The 25,509-nt window shown below is 66.9% G+C and carries 22 protein-coding genes; 4 read left to right on the top strand and 18 right to left on the bottom strand.

Annotated features, from left to right (window positions below; all coding sequences use genetic code 11):
- Positions 1 to 2: 2 nt before the first annotated feature.
- Positions 3 to 944: an alpha/beta hydrolase gene (locus PotMrB4_RS01465; protein WP_142012927.1), complete on the bottom strand. Its 942-nt coding sequence runs from the start codon at positions 942 to 944 to the stop codon at positions 3 to 5.
- Between the two features lie 83 nt (positions 945 to 1,027).
- On the opposite strand from PotMrB4_RS01465, the gene PotMrB4_RS01460 reads away from it, so the two are divergent.
- Entirely contained in the window at positions 1,028 to 1,642 is a 615-nt protein-coding gene (locus PotMrB4_RS01460) for a DUF6436 domain-containing protein (protein WP_394328311.1), read from the top strand.
- On the opposite strand, the gene PotMrB4_RS01455 is transcribed toward PotMrB4_RS01460, so the two are convergent.
- Both PotMrB4_RS01455 and PotMrB4_RS01450 read right to left on the bottom strand, forming a co-directional pair.
- Positions 1,612 to 2,406 carry a substrate-binding periplasmic protein gene (locus PotMrB4_RS01455; protein WP_197939504.1) on the bottom strand — a complete coding sequence of 265 codons (795 nt, stop codon included), beginning with the start codon at positions 2,404 to 2,406 and terminating at the stop codon, positions 1,612 to 1,614. The genes PotMrB4_RS01460 and PotMrB4_RS01455 overlap by 31 nt on opposite strands.
- A gap of 107 nt (positions 2,407 to 2,513) precedes the next feature.
- A complete protein-coding gene (locus PotMrB4_RS01450; RefSeq protein ID WP_172432321.1) occupies positions 2,514 to 3,557 on the bottom strand; it encodes an AraC family transcriptional regulator in 1,044 nt (347 codons plus the stop codon).
- 107 nt (positions 3,558 to 3,664) lie between these two features.
- On the opposite strand from PotMrB4_RS01450, the gene PotMrB4_RS01445 reads away from it, so the two are divergent.
- Positions 3,665 to 6,049, top strand: a complete 2,385-nt coding sequence (locus tag PotMrB4_RS01445) for a penicillin acylase family protein (RefSeq protein ID WP_172432320.1) — start codon at positions 3,665 to 3,667, stop codon at positions 6,047 to 6,049.
- Positions 6,050 to 6,230: 181 nt separating this feature from the next.
- Here the strand turns inward: PotMrB4_RS01445 and PotMrB4_RS01440 are convergent, their stop codons facing one another.
- From PotMrB4_RS01440 to PotMrB4_RS01400, 9 genes are all read right to left on the bottom strand, one after another.
- A complete protein-coding gene (locus PotMrB4_RS01440; protein WP_044402221.1) occupies positions 6,231 to 7,115 on the bottom strand; it encodes an ABC transporter permease subunit in 885 nt (294 codons plus the stop codon).
- Positions 7,112 to 8,020 carry an ABC transporter permease subunit gene (locus PotMrB4_RS01435; RefSeq protein ID WP_394353065.1) on the bottom strand — a complete coding sequence of 303 codons (909 nt, stop codon included), beginning with the start codon at positions 8,018 to 8,020 and terminating at the stop codon, positions 7,112 to 7,114. The genes PotMrB4_RS01440 and PotMrB4_RS01435 overlap by 4 nt, the downstream gene beginning before the upstream one ends.
- Positions 8,017 to 9,159 (bottom strand): ABC transporter ATP-binding protein, encoded by a 1,143-nt coding sequence (locus PotMrB4_RS01430; protein WP_074967092.1) that lies wholly within the window; start codon positions 9,157 to 9,159, stop codon positions 8,017 to 8,019. Before PotMrB4_RS01430 ends, PotMrB4_RS01435 begins: the two co-directional genes overlap by 4 nt.
- Before the next feature lie 148 nt (positions 9,160 to 9,307).
- Positions 9,308 to 10,399: a polyamine ABC transporter substrate-binding protein gene (locus tag PotMrB4_RS01425; protein WP_107328484.1), complete on the bottom strand. Its 1,092-nt coding sequence runs from the start codon at positions 10,397 to 10,399 to the stop codon at positions 9,308 to 9,310.
- 68 nt (positions 10,400 to 10,467) lie between these two features.
- The gene (locus tag PotMrB4_RS01420; protein ID WP_172432319.1) at positions 10,468 to 11,562 is read right to left on the bottom strand and encodes a polyamine ABC transporter substrate-binding protein; all 1,095 of its coding nucleotides are present in this window, start codon (positions 11,560 to 11,562) and stop codon (positions 10,468 to 10,470) included.
- A gap of 59 nt (positions 11,563 to 11,621) precedes the next feature.
- Positions 11,622 to 12,722 carry a polyamine ABC transporter substrate-binding protein gene (locus PotMrB4_RS01415; protein ID WP_074967087.1) on the bottom strand — a complete coding sequence of 367 codons (1,101 nt, stop codon included), beginning with the start codon at positions 12,720 to 12,722 and terminating at the stop codon, positions 11,622 to 11,624.
- Positions 12,723 to 12,879: 157 nt separating this feature from the next.
- Positions 12,880 to 14,250, bottom strand: a complete 1,371-nt coding sequence (locus PotMrB4_RS01410; protein WP_172432318.1) for an aspartate aminotransferase family protein — start codon at positions 14,248 to 14,250, stop codon at positions 12,880 to 12,882.
- A 64-nt stretch (positions 14,251 to 14,314) separates the two neighbouring features.
- Positions 14,315 to 15,673: a glutamine synthetase family protein gene (locus tag PotMrB4_RS01405; RefSeq protein WP_044402210.1), complete on the bottom strand. Its 1,359-nt coding sequence runs from the start codon at positions 15,671 to 15,673 to the stop codon at positions 14,315 to 14,317.
- A 42-nt stretch (positions 15,674 to 15,715) separates the two neighbouring features.
- Positions 15,716 to 16,468 (bottom strand): gamma-glutamyl-gamma-aminobutyrate hydrolase family protein, encoded by a 753-nt coding sequence (locus PotMrB4_RS01400; protein WP_172432317.1) that lies wholly within the window; start codon positions 16,466 to 16,468, stop codon positions 15,716 to 15,718.
- Between the two features lie 276 nt (positions 16,469 to 16,744).
- On the opposite strand from PotMrB4_RS01400, the gene PotMrB4_RS01395 reads away from it, so the two are divergent.
- Both PotMrB4_RS01395 and PotMrB4_RS01390 read left to right on the top strand, forming a co-directional pair.
- Entirely contained in the window at positions 16,745 to 18,124 is a 1,380-nt protein-coding gene (locus PotMrB4_RS01395; protein ID WP_074967085.1) for a glutamine synthetase family protein, read from the top strand.
- A gap of 185 nt (positions 18,125 to 18,309) precedes the next feature.
- Entirely contained in the window at positions 18,310 to 19,368 is a 1,059-nt protein-coding gene (locus tag PotMrB4_RS01390) for a polyamine ABC transporter substrate-binding protein (protein ID WP_172432316.1), read from the top strand.
- A gap of 5 nt (positions 19,369 to 19,373) precedes the next feature.
- Here the strand turns inward: PotMrB4_RS01390 and PotMrB4_RS01385 are convergent, their stop codons facing one another.
- The 6 genes from PotMrB4_RS01385 to PotMrB4_RS01360 form a co-directional block, all read right to left on the bottom strand.
- Positions 19,374 to 20,282: a CobW family GTP-binding protein gene (locus PotMrB4_RS01385; protein ID WP_172432315.1), complete on the bottom strand. Its 909-nt coding sequence runs from the start codon at positions 20,280 to 20,282 to the stop codon at positions 19,374 to 19,376.
- A complete protein-coding gene (locus PotMrB4_RS01380) occupies positions 20,275 to 22,032 on the bottom strand; it encodes an amidohydrolase (protein ID WP_172432314.1) in 1,758 nt (585 codons plus the stop codon). The genes PotMrB4_RS01385 and PotMrB4_RS01380 overlap by 8 nt, the downstream gene beginning before the upstream one ends.
- A gap of 84 nt (positions 22,033 to 22,116) precedes the next feature.
- A complete protein-coding gene (locus tag PotMrB4_RS01375) occupies positions 22,117 to 23,298 on the bottom strand; it encodes a pyridoxal phosphate-dependent aminotransferase (RefSeq protein ID WP_172432313.1) in 1,182 nt (393 codons plus the stop codon).
- A 31-nt stretch (positions 23,299 to 23,329) separates the two neighbouring features.
- Positions 23,330 to 24,019, bottom strand: a complete 690-nt coding sequence (locus PotMrB4_RS01370; RefSeq protein ID WP_044402190.1) for an ABC transporter permease subunit — start codon at positions 24,017 to 24,019, stop codon at positions 23,330 to 23,332.
- Positions 24,020 to 24,027: 8 nt separating this feature from the next.
- Complete coding sequence (locus PotMrB4_RS01365) at positions 24,028 to 24,738, bottom strand: ABC transporter permease (protein ID WP_107328505.1); 711 nt, start codon at positions 24,736 to 24,738, stop codon at positions 24,028 to 24,030.
- Complete coding sequence (locus PotMrB4_RS01360) at positions 24,738 to 25,502, bottom strand: transporter substrate-binding domain-containing protein (RefSeq protein WP_172432312.1); 765 nt, start codon at positions 25,500 to 25,502, stop codon at positions 24,738 to 24,740. The genes PotMrB4_RS01365 and PotMrB4_RS01360 overlap by 1 nt, the downstream gene beginning before the upstream one ends.
- Between the last annotated feature and the right edge of the window lie 7 nt (positions 25,503 to 25,509).

The following is a 25,509-nucleotide window of genomic DNA, read 5'->3' as shown; positions in this document are numbered from 1 at the left end:
ACTCACGCCAGGCGCTGCCTGAGGAATTCGAAGTAGCGCTCGCGGTAGGCCGCCGACTCGTTCACCAGGTGATGCCCGGCGCCGGGCAGCATCAGCACCTCGGGCGCATCGAACTTGGCCTGCAGCACCTGCAGGTTGTGCCGCCAGTCCACCGTCATGTCGCCATCGCCCTGGATCACCAGCGGCCGGTGCGGGCTGCGCTGGGCAGCCTCGATGCGCGGCACCCAGCGCGACAGGGCACCAACCCAGGCGGTGGGCAGGCTGCGCGGCTGCAGCGGGTCGCGGTTGTGGACGAAGTCGATGAACTCGGCATCACTGGAGTTGACGCTGAAGCGCCGAGGGATGGACTCCACGAACGGGCGCAGCATCAGGTAGCTGAAACGCGACCAGCCCCAGGCACGCGGGCGCACCAGCGGGGCGAACAACAGGGTGCGGCCCAGCCCGGGCGGCGGCGAGCCGGTGAGCAGGAAATCCAGCAGGATGGCCCCGCCCGTGCTCTGCCCGGCCAGGTGCCAGGGCTGCGGCAACCCCAGCCGCCCGGCCTCGCCCAGCAGCGCCACCAGCACCGCCTGGTACTCGGCGAAATCGCCGATGCTGGCCCGCTCGCCACTGGACAGGCCGTGCCCGGGCAGGTCGCAGGCGATCACCGCAAAGCCCATCTCCAGCGCCCAGTCCACCAGGTGGCGGTAAAGCCCCATGTGGTCGTAATAGCCGTGCAGCATCACCAGGGTGGCGCGGGGCTGTGCCGGCCACCAGGCTTGGGTGGCAATGCGGTAGCCGCCCACGTCCAGGCTGCCGAGGCGCACATGGGGCGCCGGCTTGCGCATCGCCAGGTCCAGCCCGTAGTAGCGACGGTAGGTCGCAGCCAGCTCCAGGTCTGGGGCGTCGGCGGCCAGCGGGCGCAACAGCGGGCGCAGTTGTTCGGGTTGCGGAGCGTCGGACATCGGGGCTTCCAGGCGGCAGGGCAGTCGGGCTCGCCGCTTCTCGGGGCGGCAGTGGCTGCCGATATTCAGCTGCACGGCCGGCCATGGCAAGCTATGCGCCCCGCACAAGGTCGGCTCCCATGCGTTCATTTCCCCTCAAGTCCCTGCTCCTCGGCCTGCTGGCCCTGGCCGTCGTCATTGCCCTGGGCCTGGCCTACCGCTGGTACGAGGGGCGCTACATCCGCCCCTTCGACGAGCGCACGGCGCTGTTCTCCGGCGATGCACTGCACCTGCCGGCCTCCCTCGCCGGGCCGGGGCCGATCCGCCTGGTGCATTTCTTCGACCCCGCCTGCCCGTGCAACGTCGGCAACCAGCAGCACCTGGGGGAGCTGATCGAACGCTTCGCCGACCAGGGCGTGACCTTCTATGCGGTGCAGAAACCCGGCAGCCAGGGGCACCTGCCGCAGAACCTGCAGCGCATGCAGCTGCTGGCCGGACTGCCGGGGGCCGAGGCCATTCCCGCCACGCCTGCCGTGGGCATCTGGGACCGCGACGGCAAGCTGGCCTACTTCGGCCCCTACAGCGAGGGGGCGGTGTGCAACTCGGCCAACAGCTTCATCGAACCCATCATCGAGGCGCTGCTCGCCGGCCGAGCCGTGGAAGCGACCCACACCCTGGCGGTTGGTTGCTACTGCGAATGGGCGCCGGCCGGCGGCTGATCCAGCCCGGCCGGGCGGAAGCGCTGGAAGATGGCCTCCGTTTCACCACTGGCGTTCATCGCACGCAGCTCCCCATTCAGCGCCTTCACCAGCGCCTCACCCCGGGGCGAACTGCGTGCCACCAGCAGGTAGAAGGCCTTGCGCGACGGCAGCACGAGGTAGCGCAGGGTCCCGTCGGCCCGGTAGGCACCGAGTTCGATGCCGCCGTAGAGCGGTTCGATTTCGCTGGGGAACAGGTCGCAGCGCTGGCGCGTCACCAGGTCCAAAGCCTGCTGCACACTGGCCACCCGCTGGGGCTCATCGGTGATGCCGTAGGGGTCGTAGTTGTAGCCGATCACGCCGCACAGCCGCTGGCTGGCCAGGGCACCCGGCGCCTTGATGTCCGGCGGCGTGGGAAAGCGGGTGGCGGAATAGAACAGCCCGAGGCGGGTGTGGTAGAGCGGCTCGCTGTAGTGGGCGAACGCCGCTCGCTCGGGGGTGTAGCTGGCGTCCCAGGTCACCTCGCAGTTCTGGCGGGAGGCGTAGTCCGCCAGTTCCTGCTGCACGCGCGCCCAGGGCAGGTAGCTCACGTCGTAGTCGTATCCGAGGTGCTTCAGTGCAGTAAGCACCAGGGTCGCGGCCGAACCGGTGAGCCGCGATTGATCGGGCTTGCCGTCATGGCGCTCCCAATAGGTGAAGGGTGGCCACTCGTTGCCGCCACCGAGGCAGATCTTCACCGGCTCCGCCGCCCAGGCGCCTGCACCCCCGGCCAGCAGCCACAGCATTGCCACACATCTGAGCATTGCACCGCCCTCATCCAGGTCTGACCGACGCCCCTGTCACTACGGTCGCCTTCCCTGCCGCCACCGCGATGGCCCTTGAGGACGCGGTGTCATTCCGAGCATAGACCAGCCGATGCGACCGACAGGTGCCGGGTGCCCGGCGTATGCCCCTCCCAGCGCTGGAAGGCCCGGTAGAACGGCGACAGCTCGGCGAAGCCGCAGGCCCGGGCCACCTCGCGCACGCCGTGGCCGGCGTCGAGCAGCTCACGGGCACGCATGCGCCGCACCTCGTCATGCAGGGCGCGAAAGCCCGTGCCCTGTTCGGCCAGGCTGCGCTGCAGGGCACTGCGGGTCATGCCCAGGGCCTGGGCGCAGGCAGCCAGGGTGCAGTCACCACGCTCCAGGCGCAGGGCCAGCCAATAGCGCACCCGCTCCTGCAGCTGGTTCTCCACCAGCTCCGCCAGTTGCCGCTCGGCCTCCCGCTCCAGTACCTCGAACACCCTCGGGCTGGCGCTGCCCAGGGGGCGGGCCAGCAGCGACCGGGGCAACAGCAACGCATCGTGGGGCTGGGCGAACAGCGGTTCCACCCCGAACAGCCGACGGTGCTCAGCCAGGCGCCGCGGCGCGGGGTGGCGGAAGCACACACCCAGCAGCGGCAGCGGCTCCCCCAGCACCGCGCCGAGCATGCGGCTCAGCAGCAGGGCGACGCACTCCACCTGCTGGCGCAGGTGCCCCACCCCGACGTAGTGCAGGTCGATGACCAACCGGGCCACTTCGCTGTGCTCCTCCAGACGCGCGGCGAAGCCGCCGGAGGCGACGTGCTGGTAGCGCACGAAGGCCTCCAGCCCCTGGCGCAGGTCGCGGGCGGCCTGCAGCAGGTAGCCCATCACGTCCATCGGCCGGGGGCGCATGACCTCGCCCAGGTGCAGGCCGATGTCGTCGTCACCGGTCATGCCGGCCATGGCCAGCCAGAAGCGCGGGGCGCTGTCGTGGTCCTCGCGGCCGTCCAGCCAGGGCACGGACGGCGCCAGGCCGAACACCCGGCGGTAGGTGTCGGTGGGGTCCAGGCCGAGCTCGGCCAATGCTTCGTAGAGCAGGCGGCGCAGGGTTGAGGAATGGGTCAGGGCAGGGCGGGGGAACGGCGAGAAATCCATGGCACCTCCGGAGTGACCAAATGCTCTGCGCTTCGCAGCATCTGGTCAATGCCAGCGCAGCGGCCGCTGCGCAGAATGGCGCCCACTACAACAAGGAGAATCCGCCCATGAAACGTACCCTGACCGTCCTTGCCGTGGTGGTGGCCGCCGCCGCTGCCGGCGCCACCTGGTACACCCAGAGCAAGAAGCCGGTGCGCGATGGCGAACTGGCCCTGAGCAACCTCCAGGCCCCGGTGAGCGTCCGCTACGACGAACGCGGCGTGCCGCACATCCGCGCCGAGAACGAAGCCGACATGTACCGCGCGCTGGGCTTCGTCCACGCCCAGGACCGCCTGTTCCAGATGGAGATGCTGCGCCGCCTGGCCAAGGGCGAGCTGGCCGAAGTGCTGGGCCCGCGCCTGGTGGAGACCGACCGCCTGTTCCGCACCCTCGAACTGCGCCACCACGCCCAGGAATACGTGCGCCGGATGGACCGCAACAGCCCGTCGGCCAAGGCGCTGGAGGCCTACCTGGACGGTATCAACCAGTACCAGGCCAGCCGTCCGGCCCCGGTCGAGTTCGACCTGCTGGGTATCCAGAAGCAGCCGTTCACCGTCGAGGACACCTTCGCCGTAGCCGGCTACATGGCCTACAGCTTTGCCGCAGCCTTCCGCACCGAGCCGGTGCTGACCTACATCCGCGACGAGCTGGGCGCGGACTACCTGCGCGCCTTCGACCTGGACTGGCACCCCGAAGGGGTGGTGGGCCAGAAGCTGGCGGCTGCCGACTGGAAGGCCCTCAACAGCCTCGCCCGGGTCAGCCACCAGGCGCTGGTGGAAGCCGGCCTGCCGCAGTTCGAGGGCAGCAACGCCTGGGCGGTTTCCGGCAGCCGCACCGCCAGTGGCAAGCCACTGCTGGCCGGCGACCCGCACATCCGCTTCGCCGTGCCGGCCGTGTGGTACGAGGCGCAGATGAGCTACCCGGGCTTCGACCTCTACGGCCACCTGCAGGCGCTCAACCCCACCGCGTCGCTGGGGCACACCGCCCGCTTCGCCTGGAGCCTGACCATGTTCCAGAACGATGACCTGGACCTGGTGGCGGAGAAGGTCAACCCGGACAACCCCAACCAGGTCTGGTACCAGGGCCAGTGGGTGGACATGACCCAGCGCGAGGAAGTGCTGAAGGTGAAGGGCGCCGACCCCATCACCCTCACCCTGCGCCGCTCACCCCACGGCCCCATCGTCAACGACGCCCTGGGCGCCACCGCCGGCAAGACCCCGATCGCCATGTGGTGGGCCTTCCTGGAAACCGAGAACCCGGTGCTGGACGCCTTCTACCAGCTCAACCGCGCCGACACCCTGGACAAGGCCCGAGCGGCGGCGGAGAAGATCCACGCCCCCGGCCTCAACGTGGTCTGGGCCAATGCCGACGGTGACATCGGCTGGTGGGCCGCCGCACGCCTGCCGAACCGCCCGGCCGGGGTGAACCCGTACTTCATCCTCGACGGCAGCCAGGGCGAGGCGGACAAGCCGGGCTTCCTGCCCTTCAGCGCCAACCCCCATGAGGAGAACCCGGCGCGCGGCTACATCGTCTCGGCCAACTACCAGCCGCAATCGCCTACCGGCGTGGCCATCCCCGGCTACTACAACCTGCCGGACCGCGGCCAGCGCCTGGACAGCCGCCTGGCCGACGCCAGCGTGAAGTGGGATCTGAACAACAGCCAGGCCTTGCAGCTGGACACCGCCACCGGCTACGGCCCGCGCCTGCTGGCACCGCTGCTGGACGACCTGCGGGCCGCCGCCGGCAACGACGACGAGCGCGCACTGGTGGAGCAACTGGCCGCCTGGAAGGGCGATCACCCGCTGGAGTCCACCGCCGCCACGCTGTTCGAGCAGTTGATCTACGAACTGGCCAAGGGCGCCTTCCACGACGAACTGGGCGATGCCTTCTTCGACAACCTGCTGTCGACCCGCGTGCTGGACGTGGCCCTGCCGCGCCTGGCCGCCGACGCCCAGTCGCCCTGGTGGGACGTGCGCGGCACCGAGGCCCGGGAGAGCCGGGCGGATGTGGTCAAGGCCGCCTGGCAGGCCAGCCTGGCGCACCTGGAGAAGACCTTCGGCGCCGACCGCGCGAACTGGACCTGGGGCCGGGCCCACACCCTCACCCACGGCCACCCGCTGGGTCAGCAGAAGCCGCTGGATCGTCTGTTCAACGTCGGCCCCTTCGCGGCACCGGGCGCCCACGAGATGCCCAACAACCTGGCCAACCGGGTCGGCCCGGCGCCGTGGGAGGTGGTCTACGGGCCGTCCACCCGCCGCCTGATCGACCTCGCCGACCCGGCCCACGGGCTCGGCATCAACCCGGTGGGACAGAGTGGCGTGCCGTTCGACCGTCACTACGCGGACCAGGCCGAGCGCTACATCGAGGGCCGGTACGTGCCGATGCACATGAGCGACGAGGACGTGCAGGCCAATACCCGCGACACGCTGAAGCTGGTGCCACGCGCCCAGTGACCCGAACACGCCCCCGGCCCCAGCGGGCCGGGGGCGTTGTCGTTGCTACGGCGTGCTCGTGGTACGTCAGGCCCGCTTGCTTCGCCCACGCACAGGGTACGGCCGGCCTGTACAGCTCCACGCCAGGACACGCCCACGAAAAAGGCCACCCGAAGGTGGCCTTTCTCGTTTCACGCGGCGATCAGGCCGAAGCCGGCTGGGCGCTGCGCTTGTTGCTGGAAGCGGCTTCCAGGGCCATGGCTTCCATGGCCTCCTGGATGGCGCGCTTGCGGCGCTCTTCGGCCTTGCGGCTGAAGTACCAGGCCAGGAAGGTGAACAACGACACGCTCAGCAGGATCAGGCTGGCGACGGCGTTGATCTCCGGCTTCACGCCCAGGCGCACGGCGGAGAAGACCTCCATCGGCAGGGTGGTGGAGCCGGGGCCGGAGACGAAGCTCGCCAGTACCAGGTCGTCCAGGGACAGGGCGAAGGACATCATCCCGCCCGCCGCCAGGGACGGCGCGATCATGGGGATGGTGATCAGCAGGAACACCTTCCACGGGCGCGCGCCCAGGTCCATGGCCGCTTCCTCGATGGACAGGTCCAGCTCCCGCAGGCGCGCCGACACCACGATGGCCACGTAGGCCGAGCAGAAGGTGGTGTGGGCGATCCAGATGGTCACCAGCCCGCGCTCCTGGGGCCAGCCGATGAGCTGGGCCATGGCCACGAAGAGCAGCAGCAGGGACAGACCGGTGATCACCTCGGGCATGACCAGCGGCGCGGTGACCATGCCGCCGAACAGCGTGCGGCCACGGAAGCGCGGGATGCGGGTCAGCACGAAGGCCGCCAGGGTGCCCAGGGCCACGGCGGAGATGGCGGTGTAGAAGGCGATCTCCAGGGAGCGCATCACCGAGGTCATCAACTGGGTGTTGTCCAGCAGGCCGACGTACCACTTGATCGACCAGCCGCCCCACACCGTCACCAGCTTGGAGGCGTTGAAGGAGTAGATGACCAGGATGACCATCGGCAGGTAGATGAACAGCAGACCCACCCACAGCATCAGGTTGGAGAAACTGAAGCGCTTCATACCTTGCCCTCCAGTTCCTTGGCCTGGTTACGGTTGAACAGGATGATCGGGACGATCAGGATCGCCAGCATCACCACCGCCAGGGCGGATGCCACCGGCCAGTCGCGGTTGTTGAAGAACTCCTGCCACAACACCTTGCCGATCATCAGCGTCTCCGGTCCGCCGAGCAGCTCGGGGATCACGAACTCGCCCACCACCGGGATGAACACCAGCATGGAGCCGGCGATGATGCCGTTCTTGGACAGCGGCACAGTGATCTTCCAGAAGCTGTTGAAGTTGCTCGAACCGAGGTCGGAGGCGGCTTCCAGCAGGCTGAGGTCGTGCTTGACCAGGTTGGCGTACAGCGGCAGCACCATGAACGGCAGGTACGAATAGACCACGCCGATGTACACCGCGAGGTTGGTGTTGAGGATCTGCAGCGGCTCGCTGATGACCCCGATGGTCATGAGGAAGCCGTTGAGCAGGCCGTTGTTGCTGAGGATGCCCATCCACGCGTAGACGCGGATCAGGATCGCGGTCCAGGTCGGCATCATGATCAGCAGCAGCAGCACGGTCTGCGACTCCTTGCTGGCGCGGGCGATGGCGTAGGCCATCGGGTAGCCGATCAGCAGGCAGAGCAGGGTGCTGAAGAAGGCGACCTTCAGCGAGCCCAGGTAGGCCGCCAGGTAGAGTTCGTCCTCGTTCAGCATCAGGTAGTTGCCGAGGTTGAGGGCGATCTGCAGCTGGTTGTCGACCCAGGTGTAGATCTCGGTGTACGGGGGGATGGCCACGTCCGCTTCCGCGAAGCTGATCTTCAGCACGATGGCGAAGGGCAGCAGGAAGAACAGGAACAACCAGAGGAACGGGACCCCGATCACCGCATGCCGGCCCGTGGGCAGGCGCTTCTTTATGCTGGATATTTTCATGACCGCAGCACCACCCCGCTGTCGTCCTCCCACCATACGAAGACTTCATCTTCCCAAGTCGGCCGGGCACCGCGACGTTCGGCGTTGGCGACGAACGACTGGACGATGGAGCCGCCGGGCAGCTGCACGTAGAACACCGAGTGGCCGCCGAGGTAGGCGATGTCGTGGATCTTGCCGCGGGACCAGTTGTACTCGCAGGTGGGCTGCTCGGTGGTGACCAGCAGCTTCTCGGGGCGCAGAGCGTAGGTGATGCGCTTGTCCTGCACGGAGGTGGTCACGCCGTGGCCGACGTAGATCGGGCGCTCCAGTTCGGCGCAGGCGATCAGGGCATGGTCTTCGGCGTCATCCACCACTTCGCCGTCGAACAGGTTGACGTTGCCGATGAACTCGCACACCAGGCGGCTGATGGGGGTCTCGTAGATGTCCACCGGGCTGCCGATCTGCTCGATGCAGCCCAGGTGCATGATGGCGATGCGCTGGGCCATGGTCATGGCCTCTTCCTGGTCGTGGGTCACCATCACGCAGGTCACGCCCACGCGCTCGATGATCTCCACCAGTTCCAGCTGCATCTGCGAACGCAGCTTCTTGTCCAGGGCGCCCATGGGCTCGTCGAGCAGCAGCAGCTTGGGTCGCTTGGCCAGGGAGCGGGCCAGGGCCACGCGCTGGCGCTGGCCGCCGGACAGCTGGTGCGGCTTGCGCTTGGCGTACTGGGTCATCTGCACGAGCTTGAGCATCTCGTTGACCCGCTCTTCGATCTCGGCCGCGGGCAGGCGATCTTGTTTGAGTCCGAAGGCGATGTTCTGCGCGACAGTCATATGCGGGAAGAGCGCATAGGACTGGAACATCATGTTGATGGGGCGCTCGTAGGGCGGCATGTCGGTGATGTCGACACCGTCCAGGTAGATGCGCCCTTCGGTCGGGCGTTCGAAACCGGCGAGCATCCGCAACAGGGTCGACTTGCCCGAGCCCGAGCCCCCCAGGAGGGCGAAGATCTCGCCCTTGTTGATGGTCAGCGAGACGTCGTCGACCGCGAGGGTCTCGTCGAACTGTTTGGTTACCCGGTCGATCTTGACCAGCACCTCTTTGGGTTGCTGGCCGCCCTCGAGGGCTTTCTTGTAGGCGCCGGAGGCTATAGCCATTACCACACACTCCCAGATTCTTGCTTAGCCGGCCATTATGGCCGGTCGCGTTCAGTACTGCCTGAAAGGCGCGAGCCATTCATCCTGGTTCGCCCTGCGCCCGCTTGTGTAGGCACCGCACGCTCCCTGCCGCGCGGCGCCCCTGTTATCACTTGCCCGATTTCACCTTGGTCCAGGTGCGGGTCATCAGCCGCTGGACCTTGGGCGGCAGCTCTGCCGATACGTAGAGCTTGTCCAGGACCGCTTGTGGCGGATAGACGGACTCATCGGTCCGTACTTCCTGCTTCATGAACTCGCCGGCCTTGGTGTTGGGGTTTGCATAGCCGACGCTGTCACTGACCTGGGCGATCACCTCGGGACGCAGCAGGTAGTCGATGAAGGCGTGGGCCTCCTTGACGTTGGTGGCGTCGGCCGGGATGGCGATCATGTCGAACCAGAGGTTGGCACCTTCCTTCGGGATGGCGTAGGCGATCTTCACGCCCTTGCCGGCTTCCTCGGCGCGCGCAGCGGCCTGGAAGATATCACCGGAGAAGCCGGCGGCCACGCAGATGTCGCCGTTGGCCAGGTCGCCGATGTACTTGGAGGAATGGAAGTAGGTGACGTAGGGGCGCACCGCCATCAGCTTGGCCTCGGCCTTCTTGTAGTCGGCAGGGTTCTTGCTGTTGGGGTCCAGGCCCAGGTAGTTGAGCACGGCCGGCAGCATCTCGTCGGCCGAGTCGAGGAAGGCGACGCCGCAGCTGCTGAGCTTCTTGATGTTCTCGGGCTCGAAGAGCACGGACCAGGAGTCGATCTTGTCGACGCCCAGCGCCGCCTTGACCTTCTCTTCGTTGTAGCCGATGCCGTTGGTGCCCCACAGGTAGGGAACGGCGTACTGGTTGCCGGCGTCGTTGGCCTCCAGGCGCTTGAGCAGCGCGGGGTCGAGGTTGTCCCAGTTCTTCAGCTGGGCGCGGTCGAGCTTCTGGAAGGCGCCGGCCTTGATCTGCTTGCCGAGGAAGTGGTTCGAGGGGACGACCACGTCATAGCCGGTTCGCCCAGCCAGCAGCTTGCCCTCGAGGGTCTCGTTGGAGTCGAAGACGTCGTAGACCGGGCGGATACCGGTTTCCTTCTGGAAATCGGCCAGGGTGGTCTCGCCGATGTAGTCGGACCAGTTGTAGATGTGCACCGTCTGCTCTGCCTGGGCCTGGCTGGCCAGGGTCAGGACGGCAGCGGTGATCAGGGTTTTGCCGAAGGAAACTCGCACACTTCAGTCCTCTTGTTTGCGCCGGGCCGCCCGCACGCAGGCAGGGCGGCAGTCATTGGGTTCGGGGTTCAGCGCCCGCTCTTTATCCGGGTCCAGTCACGGGTCAGCCAACGCTGCACTTCGCGGGGGCGTTCCCGGGCCACGTAAAGCTTGGCCATCACGTCCGGCGCAGGGTACACGCCGGGGTTGTCGCGCACGCTGGCATCCACCAGCGGCGTCGCGTCCTTGTTGGCATTGGCATAGGACACGTAGTTGCTGATGCTGGCGATCACGTCGGGCCGCATCAGGTAGTTGATGAAGGCATGGGCCTCCTCGACATGCTGGGCGTCGCGGGGGATGGCCAGCATGTCCGCCCACATGGCGGTGCCTTCCCTGGGGATCACGTAGCGGATCTCGTCCTGGCGCCCGGCTTCCCGGGCGCGGGTGGCGGCCTGGAGCATGTCGCCGGAATAACCGAAGGCGATGCAGATGTCGCCGTTGGCCAGGTCGGCGATGGACTTGGAGGAGTGGAAATAGGTGACCGAGGGGCGGACCTGGAGCAACGCGGCGGTGGCCTTGTCGAAGTCGGCCCGCTCGTGGCTGTGGGGCGACATGCCCAGGTAGTTGATCATCTGCGGGATGACTTCGTCGCCGGTGTCCAGCAGGGCGACGCCGCAGGCGTGCAGCTTCTTCACCACGGCAGGATCGAAGAGCAGCGACCAGGAATCCAGGGCCGTGTCGTTGCCGAGGATGGCGCGGACCTTGTCGACGTTGAGGCCGATGCCGTTGGTCCCCCACAGGTAGGGGACGGAGTATTCGTTGCCCGGATCACCACTGGCCAGGCGTTCCAGCACGGCGGGATCGAGATGGGCGAGGTTGGGCAGCTTGGACTTGTCCAGCTTCTGGTAGGTACCGGCCCGCACCTGCTTGGCCAGGAAGTGGTTGGTGGGCACCACCACGTCGTAGCCGGAATGGCCAGTGGCGAGCTTGCCGTCGAGGGTTTCGTTGGAGTCGAAGACGTCGTAGACCACCCGGATGCCGGTCTCCTTCTGGAAGTTCTCCAGGGTGCCGGGGGCGATGTAGTCCGACCAGTTGTAGACGCGCACCACCCGCTCTTCCGCGCTGACGGCGGACATGAGGAGGGCGCTGGCCAGCAACCCGTACAGCCAGGGACGTTTTCGCATGAGCGATCCTCTCGGGGATGACCGTCCCCCGGTTCAACCAGGGGACGGGGTACGACGGCTTACTTGCCCGACTTGATGGTGGTCCAGGTACGGGTCATCACGCGCTGCACCTTGGCCGGCAGGTCCGGGAAGGCGTAGAGCTTGGCCATGGTTTCCTGGCTCGGGTAGATGCCCGGGTCGGTACGGATCGCCTCATCCACCAGCGGGGTCGCGGCGGCGTTGCCGTTCGGGAACTGAACGACGTTGGTGATCTCGGCCATGATCTCCGGCTTCATGATGAAGTTCATGAAGGCGTAGGCGGCGTCGGGGTTGGCGGCATCGGCGGGGATGGCGACCATGTCGAAGAAGGTGCCGGCGCCTTCCTTCGGAATGTTGTAGGCGACCTTCACGCCACCCTTGGCCTCTTCGGCGCGGGACTTGGCCTGGTACACGTCACCCGAGTAGCCGACTGCCACGCACAGGTTGCCGTTGGCCAGGTCGGAGATGTACTTGGAGGAGTGGAAGTAGGTGATGTAGGGACGGATCTTGAGGAACAGGGCCTCGGCTTCCTTCAGCTCCTTCGGGTCCTGGCTGGTGGGCTTGTAGCCCAGGTAGTGCAGGGCGATGGGGAGGATCTCGGTCGGCGAGTCGAGGAAGGAGACGCCGCAGGATTTCAGCTTCTCGATGTTCTCGGGCTTGAACAGCAGGTCCCAGGAGTTCACCGGGGCATTGTCACCCAGGACGGCCTTGACCTTCTCCGGGTTGTAGCCGATGCCGATGGAGCCCCACATGTAGGGGAAGGCGTACTGGTTGCCCGGGTCGGACACTTCGACGGTCTTCAGCAGGTTCGGGTCCAGGTTCTTCCAGTTCGGCAGCTTGGACTTGTCCAGCGGCTGGTAGACCTTGGCCTTGATCTGCTTGGCCAGGAAGTTGTTGGAGGGCACCACGATGTCATAACCGGACTTGCCGGCCAGGAGCTTGGCTTCGAGGGTCTCGTTGGAGTCGAAGACGTCGTAGACCACCTTGATCCCGGTTTCCTTGGTGAACTTCTCCACGGTGTCCGGGGCGATGTAGTCAGACCAGTTGTAGACGTGCAACACCTTTTCTTCTGCCTGGGCCACGCCGGCCACAGCGCCAGCCAGCGTCACGGCGAGCAGGGTCTTGCCGAAGGTTTTGAACATGCGGGTAGCTCCGTTTGTTGTTTAAGTGTCCGAGCGGCGTCGTAACCGAATACGCCACCGCCCGGTGAGCCTGGCCAACGCACTGGCACAGTCTAGGGTGGGGGGCGGTGCTTACAACAGCTCGCGGTAGCGATTGTTTGCAAACTCGCCCATTTGCTCAACCCAGAACTGCACTCGCGGTGAGGTCAAGGCACTTGCGAGCCTTGGTCACCAGTTCGTCGATCTCGTCCTTGGTGATCACCAGGGGGGGCGAAATGATCATCGTATCGCCCACCGCCCGCATGATCAGGCCATTGCGGAAGCAGTGCTCGCGGCACTGCATGCCCACGCCCAGGTCGTTGAAGCGTTCGCGGGTCTTCTTGTTCTTGACCAGCTCGAGTGCGCCAACCATGCCCACTCCACGCGCTTCACCGACCAGGGGATGGTCAGCCAGCTCCTGCCAGCGTTGCTGCAAATATGGTGCCGTTTCCGCCTTCACCTTCTCGACGATCTTCTCGTCACGCAGGATGCGGATGTTCTCCAGGGCCACGGCGGCGGCCACCGGGTGACCGGAGTAGGTAAAGCCGTGATAGAACTCGCCGCCCTGGTTGAGGACCTCGACGATCTCGTCACGGACGATGACGCCGCCCATGGGGATGTAGCCGGAGGTCAGGCCCTTGGCGATCGGCATCAGGTCCGGGGCGTTGCCGTAGTACTGGCTGCCGAACCATTCGCCGGTACGGCCGAAGCCGCAGATCACTTCGTCGGCGATGAACAGGATGTCGTACTTGGCGAGGATCTCGCGGATCTTCGGCCAGTAGGTTTCCGGCGGGACGATGACGCCACCGGCGCCCTGGATGGGCTCGGCGATGAAGGCGGCGACGTTCTCCTCGCCGACTTCGAGAATCTTCTTCTCCAGCTGCTCGGCCGCCCAGACGCCGAACTCGGCCGGGGCCATGTCGCCGCCCTCGCCGTACCAGTAGGGCTGGGGAATGTGAACGATGCCGGGGATCGGCAGGTCGCCCTGACCATGCAGGGCCTTCATGCCGCCGAGGCTGACGCCGGCGACGGTGGAGCCGTGGTAGCCGTTCCAGCGGCCGATCACCACTTTCTTCTTCGGCTGGCCCTTGGTCGCCCAGTAGTGGCGGACCATGCGCAGCACGGTGTCGTTGGCCTCGGAGCCGGAGCCGGTGAAGAACACGTGGTTCATGCCTTCCGGCGCCAGCTCGGAAATGGCCTTGGCCAGTTCGATGGCCGGCGGGTGGGCGGTCTGGAAGAACAGGTTGTAGAAGGGCAGTTCGCGCATCTGGTTGGCCGCGGCCTGCACCAGCTCCTCGCGACCATAGCCGACGTTCACGCACCACAGGCCGGCCATCCCGTCCAGGATCTTGTTGCCTTCACTGTCCCAGACGTAGACACCTTCGGCCTTGGTGATGATGCGTGCACCCTTGGCATTCAGCGCCTTGTAGTCGGTGAAGGGCGGCAGGTGGTGGTCACGGCTGAGGGCCTGCCACTCAAGGGTCCTTGGATTGGTCACTTGGCTGTTCATTTCCATACCTCGTTAAACACTCTTCGGCGACGCCGGCCTTCACGGCCGGCGTGCCGGTTCCTGATCAGACGGAGAGCAGCAGGAACTCACGTTCCCAGGAGCTGATCACCCGTTTGAAGTTTTCGTGCTCGGCACGTTTCACGGCCACGTAGGCCTTGATGAACTTGCTGCCCAGGTACTTCTCGATCTCCCGGCAGGATTCCATCCGTTCCAGTGCTGCCTCGATGGTCAGCGGCAGGCGCAGGTTGCGGCGCTCGTAGCCACGACCCTTCACCGGCGCACTCGGCTTCACGCCTTCCACCATCCCCATGTACCCGCACAGCAGGCTGGCGGCGATGGCCAGGTAGGGGTTGGCGTCGGCGCCGGCCAGGCGGTTCTCCACGCGGCGGTTCTGCGGGTTGGCATCCGGCACGCGCAGGCCCACGGTGCGGTTCTCCTCGCCCCATTCCACGTTCACCGGCGCCGAGGTATCGGGCAGGAAACGACGGAAGGAGTTCACGTTCGGGGCGAACAGCGGCAGCAATTCGGGGATGTACTTCTGCAGGCCCCCGATGTGCTGGAGGAACAGGTCGCTCATCGAACCGTCATCGTTGGAGAAGACGTTCTTGCCCGTCTTGATGTCGATCACGCTCTGGTGCAGGTGCATGGCGCTGCCCGGCTCGTCGGTGATCGGCTTGGCCATGAAGGTGGCGGCCACGTTGTGCTTGAGAGCGGCCTCGCGCATGGTGCGCTTGAACACCAGGATCTGGTCGGCCAGGTCCAGGGCATCGCCGTGACGGAAGTTGATCTCCATCTGCGCCGGGCCTTCCTCATGGATGAGGGTGTCCAGGTCCAGGTCCTGCGTCTCGCACCAGTCGTACATGTCCTCGAACAGCGGGTCGAACTCGTTCGCGGCATCGATGGAGAAGGACTGGCGGCCGGTTTCAGGACGGCCGGAGCGGCCCAGCGGGGCCTGCAGCGGGAAGTCCGGGTCGTCGCAGCGCTTGGTCAGGTAGAACTCCATCTCCGGCGCGACGATCGGCTTCCAGCCCTTGTCCGCGTATAGCTTGAGCACCTTCTTCAGCAGGTTGCGGGGCGACAGCTCGATGGGGTTGCCCTGCTTGTCGAAGGTGTCGTGGATGACCATGGCGGTGGGCTCGATGGCCCAGGGCACCAGGTAGACGGCCTTCTCGTCCGGGCGGCAGAACATGTCGATGTCCGCCGGGTCGAGCAGGTCGTAATAGATGTCGTCCTCGACATAGTCGCCGGTGACGGTCTGCAGCAGCACACTCTCGGGGAGGCGCATGCCCTTCTCGTCGAGGAACTTGTTGGTCGGCGAGATCTTGCCGCGCGCAATGCCGGTAAGGTCGCTGATCAAGCATTCAACTTCGGTGATTTTGCGTTCTTTCAGCCAGCTGGTGAGCTGGTCGAGCTTGGTAGTCATAAAGACCTCAGGGTTTGAGAGCCTCGACTGGAATAGCCGGGCTCAGCGTTGCCCCGCCCTCTCCCTGCAAGCCTCACCAAAGGCCTGGAAGATGGCGAGATATACGGGGTTGGAGCGAACCTGCCACTCGGGGTGCCACTGTACGCCGAGTGCGAAGGACCTGGCGCCTTCGACCGATACGGATTCGACCAACCCGTCGGGCGCCAGCGCTTCAACTCGAAGGCCGGGCGCCAGACGTTCAACGCCCTGGCCGTGGATGGAATTGACGAGAAACTCGCTCGGCACACCGAGGCCGGCGAGCACACCACCCGGTTGCACGGAAACCGGGTGGCGCGGTGCGTACTGGACCTCCAGCGGCTGGTCTTCAGGCTCGCGGTGGTCCATGAAGCCCTCGACCTCATGCACCTTCTGGTGCAACGAGCCGCCGAAGGCCACGTTCATTTCCTGGAAGCCCCGGCAGATGCCCAGCACCGGCACGCCACGCTCCACTGCAGCACGCAGCAGGGGCAGGGTGATGGCATCGCGATCAGGGTCGTGGAGGGTGCCGGGCGCGCTGGCCGGGCCGGAATAAAGATGAGGTTCTACGTTGGAAGGCGAACCGGTGAACAGGAGTCCGTCTAGACTCTCCAGCAGGGCATCGATGTCCAGAATATCGCCCAGCGCCGGAATGATGAGGGGAATACCGCCAGCCCCAAGGGCTACCGCCCGAAGATATTTGTCACCTGCAACATGGTAGGGATGTGGACCGATCTGCTTGGTGCAAGCGGTTACGCCGATCAACGGCAGGCGAGACATGGGGCACCCGTTTTATTGCTGTTATGGGTTTCGGCCGAGCTTAGCGTTGTTCATTTTTTTACACAATAGGGCTGTAAAAAATTGAACACACCCCACTGGACGCCGCGCCGGGCATGGCTCCGAGCAGGGCCAAGATGCCCTGAAACGCCCCAAAATTGGCCATCGAGCCCCGCTTTAGGGCAAAATAGGGCGCTATTGACATCCAGGGGGCTTTTCGATTGACTCAACCCCTAGTCAATACGTGATTGATATTTTTAACAAGAAAGGTGTTGCATCATGTCGGTACCCCCGCGTGCCGTTCAGCTTCAAGAAGCGAACGAGTTCCTTAAGGAACATCCTGAGGTCCAGTTCGTCGATCTCCTGATCGCAGATATGAATGGTGTGGTTCGAGGCAAGCGAATCGAACGCGCCAGTCTCCACAAGGTCTACGAAAAAGGTATCAACCTCCCCGCCTCCTTATTTGCCCTCGACATCAACGGCTCCACCGTCGAAAGCACCGGCCTCGGCCTGGACATCGGCGATGCGGACCGTATCTGCTACCCGATCCCCGGCACCCTGTGCGACGAGCCCTGGCAGAAGCGCCCCACCGCGCAACTGCTGATGACCATGCACGAAATCGAAGGCGAGCCGTTCTTCGCCGACCCGCGTGAAGTCCTGCGCCAGGTCGTGGAGAAGTTCGACGAGCTGGGCCTGACCATCTGCGCCGCGTTCGAGCTGGAGTTCTACCTGATCGACCAGGAGAACGTGAACGGCCGTCCGCAGCCGCCGCGCTCCCCGATCTCCGGCAAGCGCCCGCAGTCCACCCAGGTCTACCTCATCGACGACCTCGACGAGTACGCCGACTGCCTGCAGGACATCCTCGAAGGTGCCAAGGTCCAGGACATCCCGGCCGACGCCATCGTCAAGGAAAGCGCCCCTGCCCAGTTCGAAGTCAACCTGCACCACGTAACCGACGCCCTCAAGGCGTGCGACTACGCGGTCCTGCTCAAGCGGTTGATCAAGAACATCGCCTACGACCATGAAATGGACAGCACCTTCATGGCCAAGCCCTACCCGGGCCAGGCGGGCAACGGTCTGCACGTGCACATCTCCCTGATCGACAAGAAGACCGGCAAGAACATCTTCGCTGCCGATGATCCCGAGCAGAACGCCGCCCTTCGTCATGCGGTCGGCGGTGTGCTCGAGACCATGGCCGCCTCGATGGCCTTCCTCTGCCCCAACGTCAACTCCTACCGCCGCTTCGGCGCACAGTTCTACGTGCCGAACGCGCCGAGCTGGGGCCTGGACAACCGTACCGTGGCCGTTCGCGTGCCCACCGGCAGTTCCGACGCAGTGCGCATCGAACACCGCGTAGCCGGTGCTGACGCCAACCCGTACCTGATGATGGCGGCCATCCTGTCCGGCATCCACCACGGCCTGACCAACAAGATCGAGCCCGGTGCGCCCATCGAAGGCAACTCGTACGAGCAGCTGGAGCAGAGCCTGCCGAACAATCTGCGCGACGCCCTGCGCGAACTGGATGACAGTGAAATCCTGGCCAAGTACATCAGCCCGGACTACATCGACATCTTCGTCGCGTGCAAGGAAAGCGAGCTGGAGGAGTTCGAGCACTCCATCTCCGACCTCGAATACAACTGGTACCTGCATACCGTGTAATCGAGTCCAGAAGCGCCGGCCCCAGGGCCGGCGTTTTTTTGCCTGCAATCCGCCTCCCTGCGTGCGGAATGGGCAGTGGAAAACGCGCAAAGGCCCGAGCTAGAGAGGCCCAGGCGCTGATGTGAATCAACCTGCTGAACCTCATGCCGCCGCACAATGCTGCGCCATCCACCAGGGAGGACTCCATGCCCCGCTTCCTCGCCCCATTGCTGCTCGCGTTGCTGCCGACCCTTGCCGCCGCCGACGAGAGCATCCGCGTCTACAACTGGAACGACTACATCGCGCCCCAGGTCCTCAAGGACTTCGAGCAGCAGACCGGCATCCGCATCGACTACCGCACCTACACCAGCGCCGAAGAGCTGCTCAAGGTCATCGACAGCGGCGAAGCGGCCGACGTGGTGGTGCCCTCCCACAACAACCTTCCCGAGCTGATCCGCGCCGGCAAGCTGCAGCCGCTGGACCTCGCCCGCCTGCCCAACCGCAAGCACCTCGACCCGCAGCTGATGAGCAAGCTCGCCGGCGTCGACCCCGACAACCGCTACGCCGTGCCCTACCTGTGGGGCGCCGTCGGCCTCGCCGTGAACGGCCCGCAGGCCGAGAAAGCCTTCGGCGGCCCGCTGCCCAACAGCTGGGCCGTGCTCTTCGATCCCGCGCAGAGCAAGCGCCTCTCCAGCTGCGGCATGAGCGTGCTGGACGCCCCGGACGAAGCCCTCTCCGTGCTCATGACCTACCAGGGCCGCAGCCTCGCCCGTACCGCGCCCAGCCGCCTCAAGCGCTCGGCCGAAGTCCTGGCAGGCCTGCGCCCGAACCTGCGCTACATCGACAGCGAGCGCTACATCGAGGACCTCAACAAGGGCCACCTGTGCGTCGCCATGGCCTGGGTCGGCGACGCCCTGAACGCCGCAGCCGCCGGCCAGCCGGTCCGCTTCGTGGTGCCCGACGAAGGCTCGGTGCTGTTCATCGACAACCTGGTCATCCCCAAGAGCGCCAACCGCGCCGACCTGGCCCACCGCTTCATCGACTTCCTGATGCAGCCCGAGGTCGCCGCCCGGATCACCAGCGAAACGCTCTACCCCAACGGCAACGTCGACTCGCGCCAGTTCCTCGAACCCAGCCTGCGTGACCAGCCCGGCCTCTACCCGGACAAGGAGACCAAGCGCCGCCTGTTCGCCCTGGAACCCCTGCCCGAGAAGCTCGGCGCCACCCGCGACGAGATCTGGACCGCCTTCCGCGACGGCCGCTGAGCCATTCAGCCCAGGCAGTCGCGCAGACCGCGCTCCAGGGCTTCACGCCCGGCAAACCCCTGCCGGGCGATGAACACCAGCTGTGAACCCTCCGCCCGCTCCCGCATCGCCTCGAACTGGCTGCGTCCGCCCACCTGCTGCAGCCAGAGGCTCTCCTCCCGCCCGGCCAGGCGTATGCAGCCCTTGATGCGGAAGATTTCCGCCGGCACCTGCCCCAGCCAGGCCTGCAGGCGCGCACCGTCGAAGCGCTCGCCGCTGCGCCACAGCCAGCTCTCGAACAGCCCGGCGTGGGCCACGCCCGCCACCGGCACCAACCCCGGCGCCCGCTGCGCCGGCTCCAGCCACAGCGCCTCCGGCAGGTCGGCCTGCACCCCGACATGCACCAGCGCCCGCCCCGGCAGGACCTGCCGCACGGCGGCCAGGGTGGCCTCGTCCACCAGGTCCGCCTTGTTCAGCAGCAGCACATCGGCCGCCGCCACCTGGGCGCGGGCCAGGCGTGCGTAGTCGCCCTCCAGCGCCAGATGCCGCGTGGCGTCCACCAGGGTGATCACCAGGTCCAGCCGCAGCAGGTCACGCAACTGCGGATAACCCAGGGTCTGCACGATGCGCTGCGGGTCGGAAACACCGCTGCACTCGATGACGATGCGCTCCAGGCGCGGCGAAAGCTGCGCCAGGCTGGCCAGCTGCGCCAGCAGGTCCTCCTGCACCGTGCAGCAGATGCAGCCGTTCTGCAGGCTGTACACCGCATCGGTCACCTCGGCCACCAGCGCCGCATCGATGTTCAGCGCGCCGAAATCGTTGACGATCACCGCCAGCCGGCTGTCCCCGGCCTGCCGCACCATGCGGTTGAGCAGCGTGGTCTTGCCCGCGCCGAGAAAGCCCGCCACCACCGTGACCGCGATGCGCTCAGCCATCCTGGCGTGCCCCCGACTCGATCACCGGCGGCTCGCCGCGCCACACCGCCTGCAGCCCCAGGCCCGCCAGCGCCTCGCCCCGGTCGTACACCAGTTGCCCCTCGACGAAGGTCAGCAGCACCTGGGTGCGGTGGATGTAATTGCGCGCCGGCTGGGCGAACAGGTCGCGGTCGAGCACGATCAGGTCCGCCGCCTTGCCCACTTCCAGGCTGCCGGTGCTGGCCTCCAGCCCCATGGCGAGCGCCCCGTTCAGGGTGGCCACCCGCAACGCCTGGGGCAGGCTGATGGGCTCGCCGAAGCAGGCCGGGTCGTCGTTCCAGGGGTTCTGCCGGGTCACCATCGTCTCCAGCGCCAGCCAGGGATCGATGGACGCCACCGGCCAGTCGGTGCCGAATACCGCCGTGCCGCCGGCCTCCAGCACCCCTTTGAAGTCGTAGATGCGCTTCAGCCGCTCCTGGCCATAGCCCGAACGCGCGCCACTGGCGAAGGGCGTCGGGTACCAGGCCGCCGGGGAGAACTCGGCGATCACCTGCAGCGCCTGGAAGCGCGCCAGGTTGCCCGGGTGCAGCAGCGTGCTGTGGGCACACTGGTGGCGCACCCCGCTGAAGCCGTTGCGCCGCCGCGCCTCCGCCACCGCATCGAGGAACACGTCGGACGCGCCATCGCCGGTGCAGTGGGCGATCACGCGGATGCCCCGGCGGTCCATGTCCACCAGCATGTCGGTGATGTGTTCCGGGGTGAGGTTGAGCTTGCCGCGCCAGTCCGACTCGTTCGGCCAGGGCGTCAGCAGGAAGGAGGAGCGCGGCTCCACCGTGCCGTCGAAGTGGAACTTCACCGCGTTGGCGCTCAGCCGGGCGCTGCGGTAGTAGTGGCGCTCGCCGGCCAGCAGCTCCCAGCGCCGACGCACCGGGAAGATATCGTCCTGCCAGCTGATCGCCGCCTCGATGCGCACCGTCAGCTCGCCGGCGTCGTCCAGCGCCTTCAGCGCCTGCAGGCGGTGTTCGCAGACGTGCACGTACTTGCTCGCCGTGACCCCGCGTGAACTCTGGAAGTGCACGCCATCGCGGTAAGCCCGGCGCAGCACCGCCACCGGGGTCGGCGGCATGGCGGCGTGGATCATCGCGTAGGCGCCGTCGATCATCAGCCCGGTGGGCTCGCCGGTCAGCGGGTCGCGCTCCAGGTAGCCGTTGCGCGGGTCGGGGGTATGGCGGTCGATGCCCGCCAGCTGCAGCGCCTTCGAGTTGACCATCATGGTGCCCCACATGCGGTCCAGCAGCGCCACCGGGCGGTCCGGCATCACCGCATCGAGCCAGGCGCGGCCGGGCACCAGGCCCGCCTCGCGGAAGGTGTAGCGCACCCAGTACTGCCCGTGGATCCAGCCCTCGCCGGGGTGGGCATCGGCATAGGCGCGGATCGCCGCCTCCAGCTGCGCCGGCGTCGGGTCCTCGATACCGACATCGAGGTCGTCGCTGTAGCGCGGCGCCAGGGCCAGGTCCGGGTGGGTGTGCATGTCGTGCAGGCCGGGCATGCAGAAGGCCCCGTCGAGGTCGTGTACGCGGGTCTGCGGGCCACGCAGCGCCTGCACGGCGGTACGGCTGCCCACGGCCAGCAGGCGCCCCCCGCCGATGGCCACCGCCTCGGCCCAGGGCTGCGCCGGGTCCTGGGTGTAGAAGCGGCCGTTGTCGAGGATCAGGTCGGCAAAATGGCCCGTGGCCGAATGGGTCGAGGAGAAGTTGTCGGCGTCAGTCATGGCGGCACCTTGTGATTTTCGGGCGTGGCCAGGCCCGGCGCGCGAAGGCACCGTGAGCCTGGTTCGGTCAGGAATTGCGGTGGGTCAGCGCGAGCGTTGCAGGCGCTGGATAAAGCCGGAGATGCGACGGCAGGCTTCCTCCAGCTCGGCATCGGAGACGGTGAACGAGAGCCGCACGAAGCCCCGACAACTGGCGCCGAAGGCTTCGGCATCAAGCACCGAGACGCCGGTCTCGCGGAACAGCTGCCAGGCGAAGTCCATGCCCGAGAGCCCCGTCTCGCGGACGTCCACCAGCATGAACATGCCCGCTTCCGGCACCTTGCAGCGCAGCAGCGGCACATCGGCGAGCCCCCGCACCACCAGGTCGCGGCGGCGGCGGTAGGTCTCGCGGGCGTCCCCCACCACCGCATCGTCCAGCTCCAGGGCCTTCAGCGCAGCGGCCTGGATGAAGCCCGGCAGGCCATAGATCATGCACAGCATCAGGTTGTCCAGGTGGCCGATCAGCGCCGGCGGCGCCACCACCCAGCCCACCCGCCAGCCGGTCATCGCATGGGTCTTGGACAGGCTGTTGAGCACCACGGTGCGCGCCGCCATGCCCTCCAGGCTGGCGATGCTGCGGTGGCTGCGCTCGTAGGTGAGCTGCCCGTACACCTCGTCGGAAATCACCCAGAGGTCATGACGACGGGCCACCTCGGCCACCGCCTGCAGCTCCTCGGCGGTGTAGACGTTGCCGGTGGGGTTGTTCGGCGTCGCCAGGGCGATGCCCCGGGTGCGCAGCGTGAGCACCGCCTCCAGGGCTTCGGCGGTGAGGCGGAAGTCGCCCTCCGCCGGCTGCGGGATGCTCACCAGGCGGGCGCCGGAGGCCTGGATGCTGGCAGCGTAGGTCAGGTACATCGGCTCCGGCACCAGCACCTCGTCGCTGGCCTCGAACAGGCACAGCGCCGTGGCGAACAGGCCGTTCTGCGCCCCGGCGACCACCGCCACCTGCTCGGCGCCCACCGGGATGTCCAGCAGCCGGCGCTGCTTGGCGGCGATGGCCTCGCGCAGGGCAGCGCGGCCGATCACTTCGGTGTAGTGGGTGTCGCCCTGGGCCAGGGCCTCGACGGCCGCCGTGCGGATCGGCTCGGCGGTGGTGAAGTCCGGGTCGCCGATGCTCAGCACGATGGCGTCCTCGCCGCGCGCCTGGGCGGCACAGGCCGCGTAGTGGATGTCCCAGGCGCTGACGGTCTCGCCGCTGATGCGCCCGACCAGGGATGAATACTTCATGCACGGCTCCTTGGGGTCCGGGTCCATGGGTTCAGGCCTGGCGCTGCGGCGTACGGCCGATGCGCGCGAAGCCCTGTTCGATGAGGAAGGCGAGGACGATGTACACCACCGCCACCACCAGCAACGGCTCGTACACCTTCAGCGTCTGCGCGCGCACCAGGTTCGCCGCCCCCAGCAGGTCGGTCACCGCCACGGTGGAGGCCAGCGCCGTGGACTTGAGCAGCATCACGCTCTCCCCGGCCAAGGCCGGGCGCAGCATCTGCAGGGCCCGTGGCATCCACACCCGCCGCAGCACCTGCCCGGGTCGCATGCCATAGGCCCGCGCCGCCTCCAGTTCGCCCCGGGGCACCGCCCGCAGGCCACCGCGCAGCACCTCGCCCACATAGGCCCCCACGCTCAGGGTCAGGGCCAGCGCCACGTACCAGAAGCCCTCGCGCAGGTAGGGCCAGAGCAGGCTGTGGCGGATCAGCGGGAAGCTGGCGAACACGCTGCCGAGGCCGTAGTAGAGGATGTAGATCTGCACCAGCAGCGGCGTGCCCCGCAGCACGCTGGTGTAGAACCGCGCCGCGCCGGCCAGCAGCGGGTTGCGGGCCAGGCGCGCCAGGGCCACTGCAACGGCCAGCAGGAAGCCGAAGACCGCCGAAACCAGCAGCAGCTGCACCGTCAGCAGCACGCCACGGGAGAGCTCGCCGATGAAACCGTCCAGCCAGGAAAAGTCCATGGGGCCTCCTAGGCGAGCCGGGGCATCCACCGCTCGAAGCGCGCTTCGATACGGCGGAAGACCAGCCCGGAACACAGGGTGATGACGTAGTAGAAGGCCGCGACCACCAGGTAGAACATCAGGTAGTGCTTGGTCGAGGCCGCCGCCTGGCGACCCGCGCCCAGCAGTTCGCTGTACCCCACCACGCTGATCAGCGCGCTGTCCTTGACCAGCACCAGCCAGAGGTTGGACAGCCCGGCGACCACGTGGGGCAGCATGCTCGGCAGCAGCACCCGGCGCAGCACCAGCAGCGGGCGCATGCCGTAGGCCCGCGCCGCCTCCACCTGGCCCACCGGGATGGCCTCGATGGCGCCACGGATGATCTCCGCCGAGTAGGCGCCCTGGACGATGCCCAGCACCACGATGGCGGCGAGGAAGCCGTTGACCTCCACCGGCGGCTGGCCGGCGGCGGCCATCAGCAGATTGAGCAGGTCGGAGCCGGCGTAGTACAGCAGCAGGATCAGCAGCAGTTCCGGCACCGCGCGGTACAGCGTGGTGTAGCAGTTGGCCCAGATCACCAGCCAGCGCGGCCCCCACAGCTTCAGCAGGGCCACGCTCAGCCCCAGCACCAGGCCGAGGACGAACGCCCCCAGGGAGATGCCCAGGGTGCGGATGGCACCCTCGGCCAGGGCCTGCAGCCAGCCGTCGGCGAACAGCAGCTGGGAGAAGTCGGGCGCCATCATGGCCGCGCCGCGATGTCGGTCTTGAAGTAGCGACTGCGGATGGCGTCGTAGGTGCCGTCGTCGCGCAGCGCCTGCAGGGTCTGGTTGAGGCGCTCGCGCAGGGCATCGTTGCCCTTGCGCACCGCCGCGCCGACGCCTTCGCCCAACAGCGGGTCCTGGGGCGCCACGCCCTTGCTGGCGAGCATGGCGTTGTCCGGAAGATCGAGCAGCGGCTCCACCGCCAGCTGGTCGGCGAGGAGGATGTCGACCCGGCCGCTGCGCAGGTCGGCGAGCAGGTCGTCCTGGTCGTTGTAGTAGCGCACCGTGGAGGTCTTGCCGTAGTACGCCTTGACGTACGCCGAGTGGGTGGTGGAGCCCTGCACGCCGATGATCAGGCCCTTGAGCCCCTCCGGCGTGGGCGCCACGTCCAGGCTGCGGTCGGCGACCCACAGCGCCGGGGTGAAGAAATAGGGCTCGCTGAAGTCCACCACCTGGCGCCGCTCGGGGGTGATCGACAGGGAGTTCAGCACCACGTCCACCTGCTGCGCCTTGAGCGCCGGGATCAGCCCGTCCCAGGCCATCTCGTTGAGCGGGCACTGGGCCTGCAGGCGTTCGCACACCGCACGGATCAGCTCCGGCTCGAAGCCGCTCCAGTCACCTTTGCCGCTCTTGAAGGAGAACGGCGGGTAGGGCTCCAGGGCGATGCCGAAGACGATGGTCTCCTGGGCCGTCGCTGCGTGGCTGGCGGTGGCCAGGAGCAGGGCGAGAAGGGTTTTCTTCATGTGGATT

This window comes from Metapseudomonas otitidis (genome assembly GCF_011397855.1).
Classification (GTDB): Bacteria; Pseudomonadota; Gammaproteobacteria; order Pseudomonadales; family Pseudomonadaceae; genus Metapseudomonas; species Metapseudomonas otitidis.
The sequence above is the reverse complement of the archived record's forward strand: the minus strand, read 5'-3'. Positions and strand labels throughout refer to the sequence as shown.

Excerpts from the sequence above, each read along its gene's own strand:
- PotMrB4_RS01465 (WP_142012927.1), bottom strand. The coding sequence starts at position 944 with ATGTCCGACGCTCCGCAACCCGAACAACTGCGCCCGCTGTTGCGCCCG.
- PotMrB4_RS01460 (WP_394328311.1), top strand. The coding sequence starts at position 1,028 with ATGGCAAGCTATGCGCCCCGCACAAGGTCGGCTCCCATGCGTTCATTT.
- PotMrB4_RS01455 (WP_197939504.1), bottom strand. The coding sequence starts at position 2,406 with ATGCTGTGGCTGCTGGCCGGGGGTGCAGGCGCCTGGGCGGCGGAGCCG.
- PotMrB4_RS01450 (WP_172432321.1), bottom strand. The coding sequence starts at position 3,557 with ATGGATTTCTCGCCGTTCCCCCGCCCTGCCCTGACCCATTCCTCAACC.
- PotMrB4_RS01445 (WP_172432320.1), top strand. The coding sequence starts at position 3,665 with ATGAAACGTACCCTGACCGTCCTTGCCGTGGTGGTGGCCGCCGCCGCT.
- PotMrB4_RS01440 (WP_044402221.1), bottom strand. The coding sequence starts at position 7,115 with ATGAAGCGCTTCAGTTTCTCCAACCTGATGCTGTGGGTGGGTCTGCTG.
- PotMrB4_RS01435 (WP_394353065.1), bottom strand. The coding sequence starts at position 8,020 with ATGAAAATATCCAGCATAAAGAAGCGCCTGCCCACGGGCCGGCATGCG.
- PotMrB4_RS01430 (WP_074967092.1), bottom strand. The coding sequence starts at position 9,159 with ATGGCTATAGCCTCCGGCGCCTACAAGAAAGCCCTCGAGGGCGGCCAG.
- PotMrB4_RS01420 (WP_172432319.1), bottom strand. The coding sequence starts at position 11,562 with ATGCGAAAACGTCCCTGGCTGTACGGGTTGCTGGCCAGCGCCCTCCTC.
- PotMrB4_RS01415 (WP_074967087.1), bottom strand. The coding sequence starts at position 12,722 with ATGTTCAAAACCTTCGGCAAGACCCTGCTCGCCGTGACGCTGGCTGGC.
- PotMrB4_RS01410 (WP_172432318.1), bottom strand. The coding sequence starts at position 14,250 with ATGAACAGCCAAGTGACCAATCCAAGGACCCTTGAGTGGCAGGCCCTC.
- PotMrB4_RS01405 (WP_044402210.1), bottom strand. The coding sequence starts at position 15,673 with ATGACTACCAAGCTCGACCAGCTCACCAGCTGGCTGAAAGAACGCAAA.
- PotMrB4_RS01400 (WP_172432317.1), bottom strand. The coding sequence starts at position 16,468 with ATGTCTCGCCTGCCGTTGATCGGCGTAACCGCTTGCACCAAGCAGATC.
- PotMrB4_RS01395 (WP_074967085.1), top strand. The coding sequence starts at position 16,745 with ATGTCGGTACCCCCGCGTGCCGTTCAGCTTCAAGAAGCGAACGAGTTC.
- PotMrB4_RS01390 (WP_172432316.1), top strand. The coding sequence starts at position 18,310 with ATGCCCCGCTTCCTCGCCCCATTGCTGCTCGCGTTGCTGCCGACCCTT.
- PotMrB4_RS01385 (WP_172432315.1), bottom strand. The coding sequence starts at position 20,282 with ATGGCTGAGCGCATCGCGGTCACGGTGGTGGCGGGCTTTCTCGGCGCG.
- PotMrB4_RS01380 (WP_172432314.1), bottom strand. The coding sequence starts at position 22,032 with ATGACTGACGCCGACAACTTCTCCTCGACCCATTCGGCCACGGGCCAT.
- PotMrB4_RS01375 (WP_172432313.1), bottom strand. The coding sequence starts at position 23,298 with ATGAAGTATTCATCCCTGGTCGGGCGCATCAGCGGCGAGACCGTCAGC.
- PotMrB4_RS01370 (WP_044402190.1), bottom strand. The coding sequence starts at position 24,019 with ATGGACTTTTCCTGGCTGGACGGTTTCATCGGCGAGCTCTCCCGTGGC.
- PotMrB4_RS01365 (WP_107328505.1), bottom strand. The coding sequence starts at position 24,738 with ATGGCGCCCGACTTCTCCCAGCTGCTGTTCGCCGACGGCTGGCTGCAG.
- PotMrB4_RS01360 (WP_172432312.1), bottom strand. The coding sequence starts at position 25,502 with ATGAAGAAAACCCTTCTCGCCCTGCTCCTGGCCACCGCCAGCCACGCA.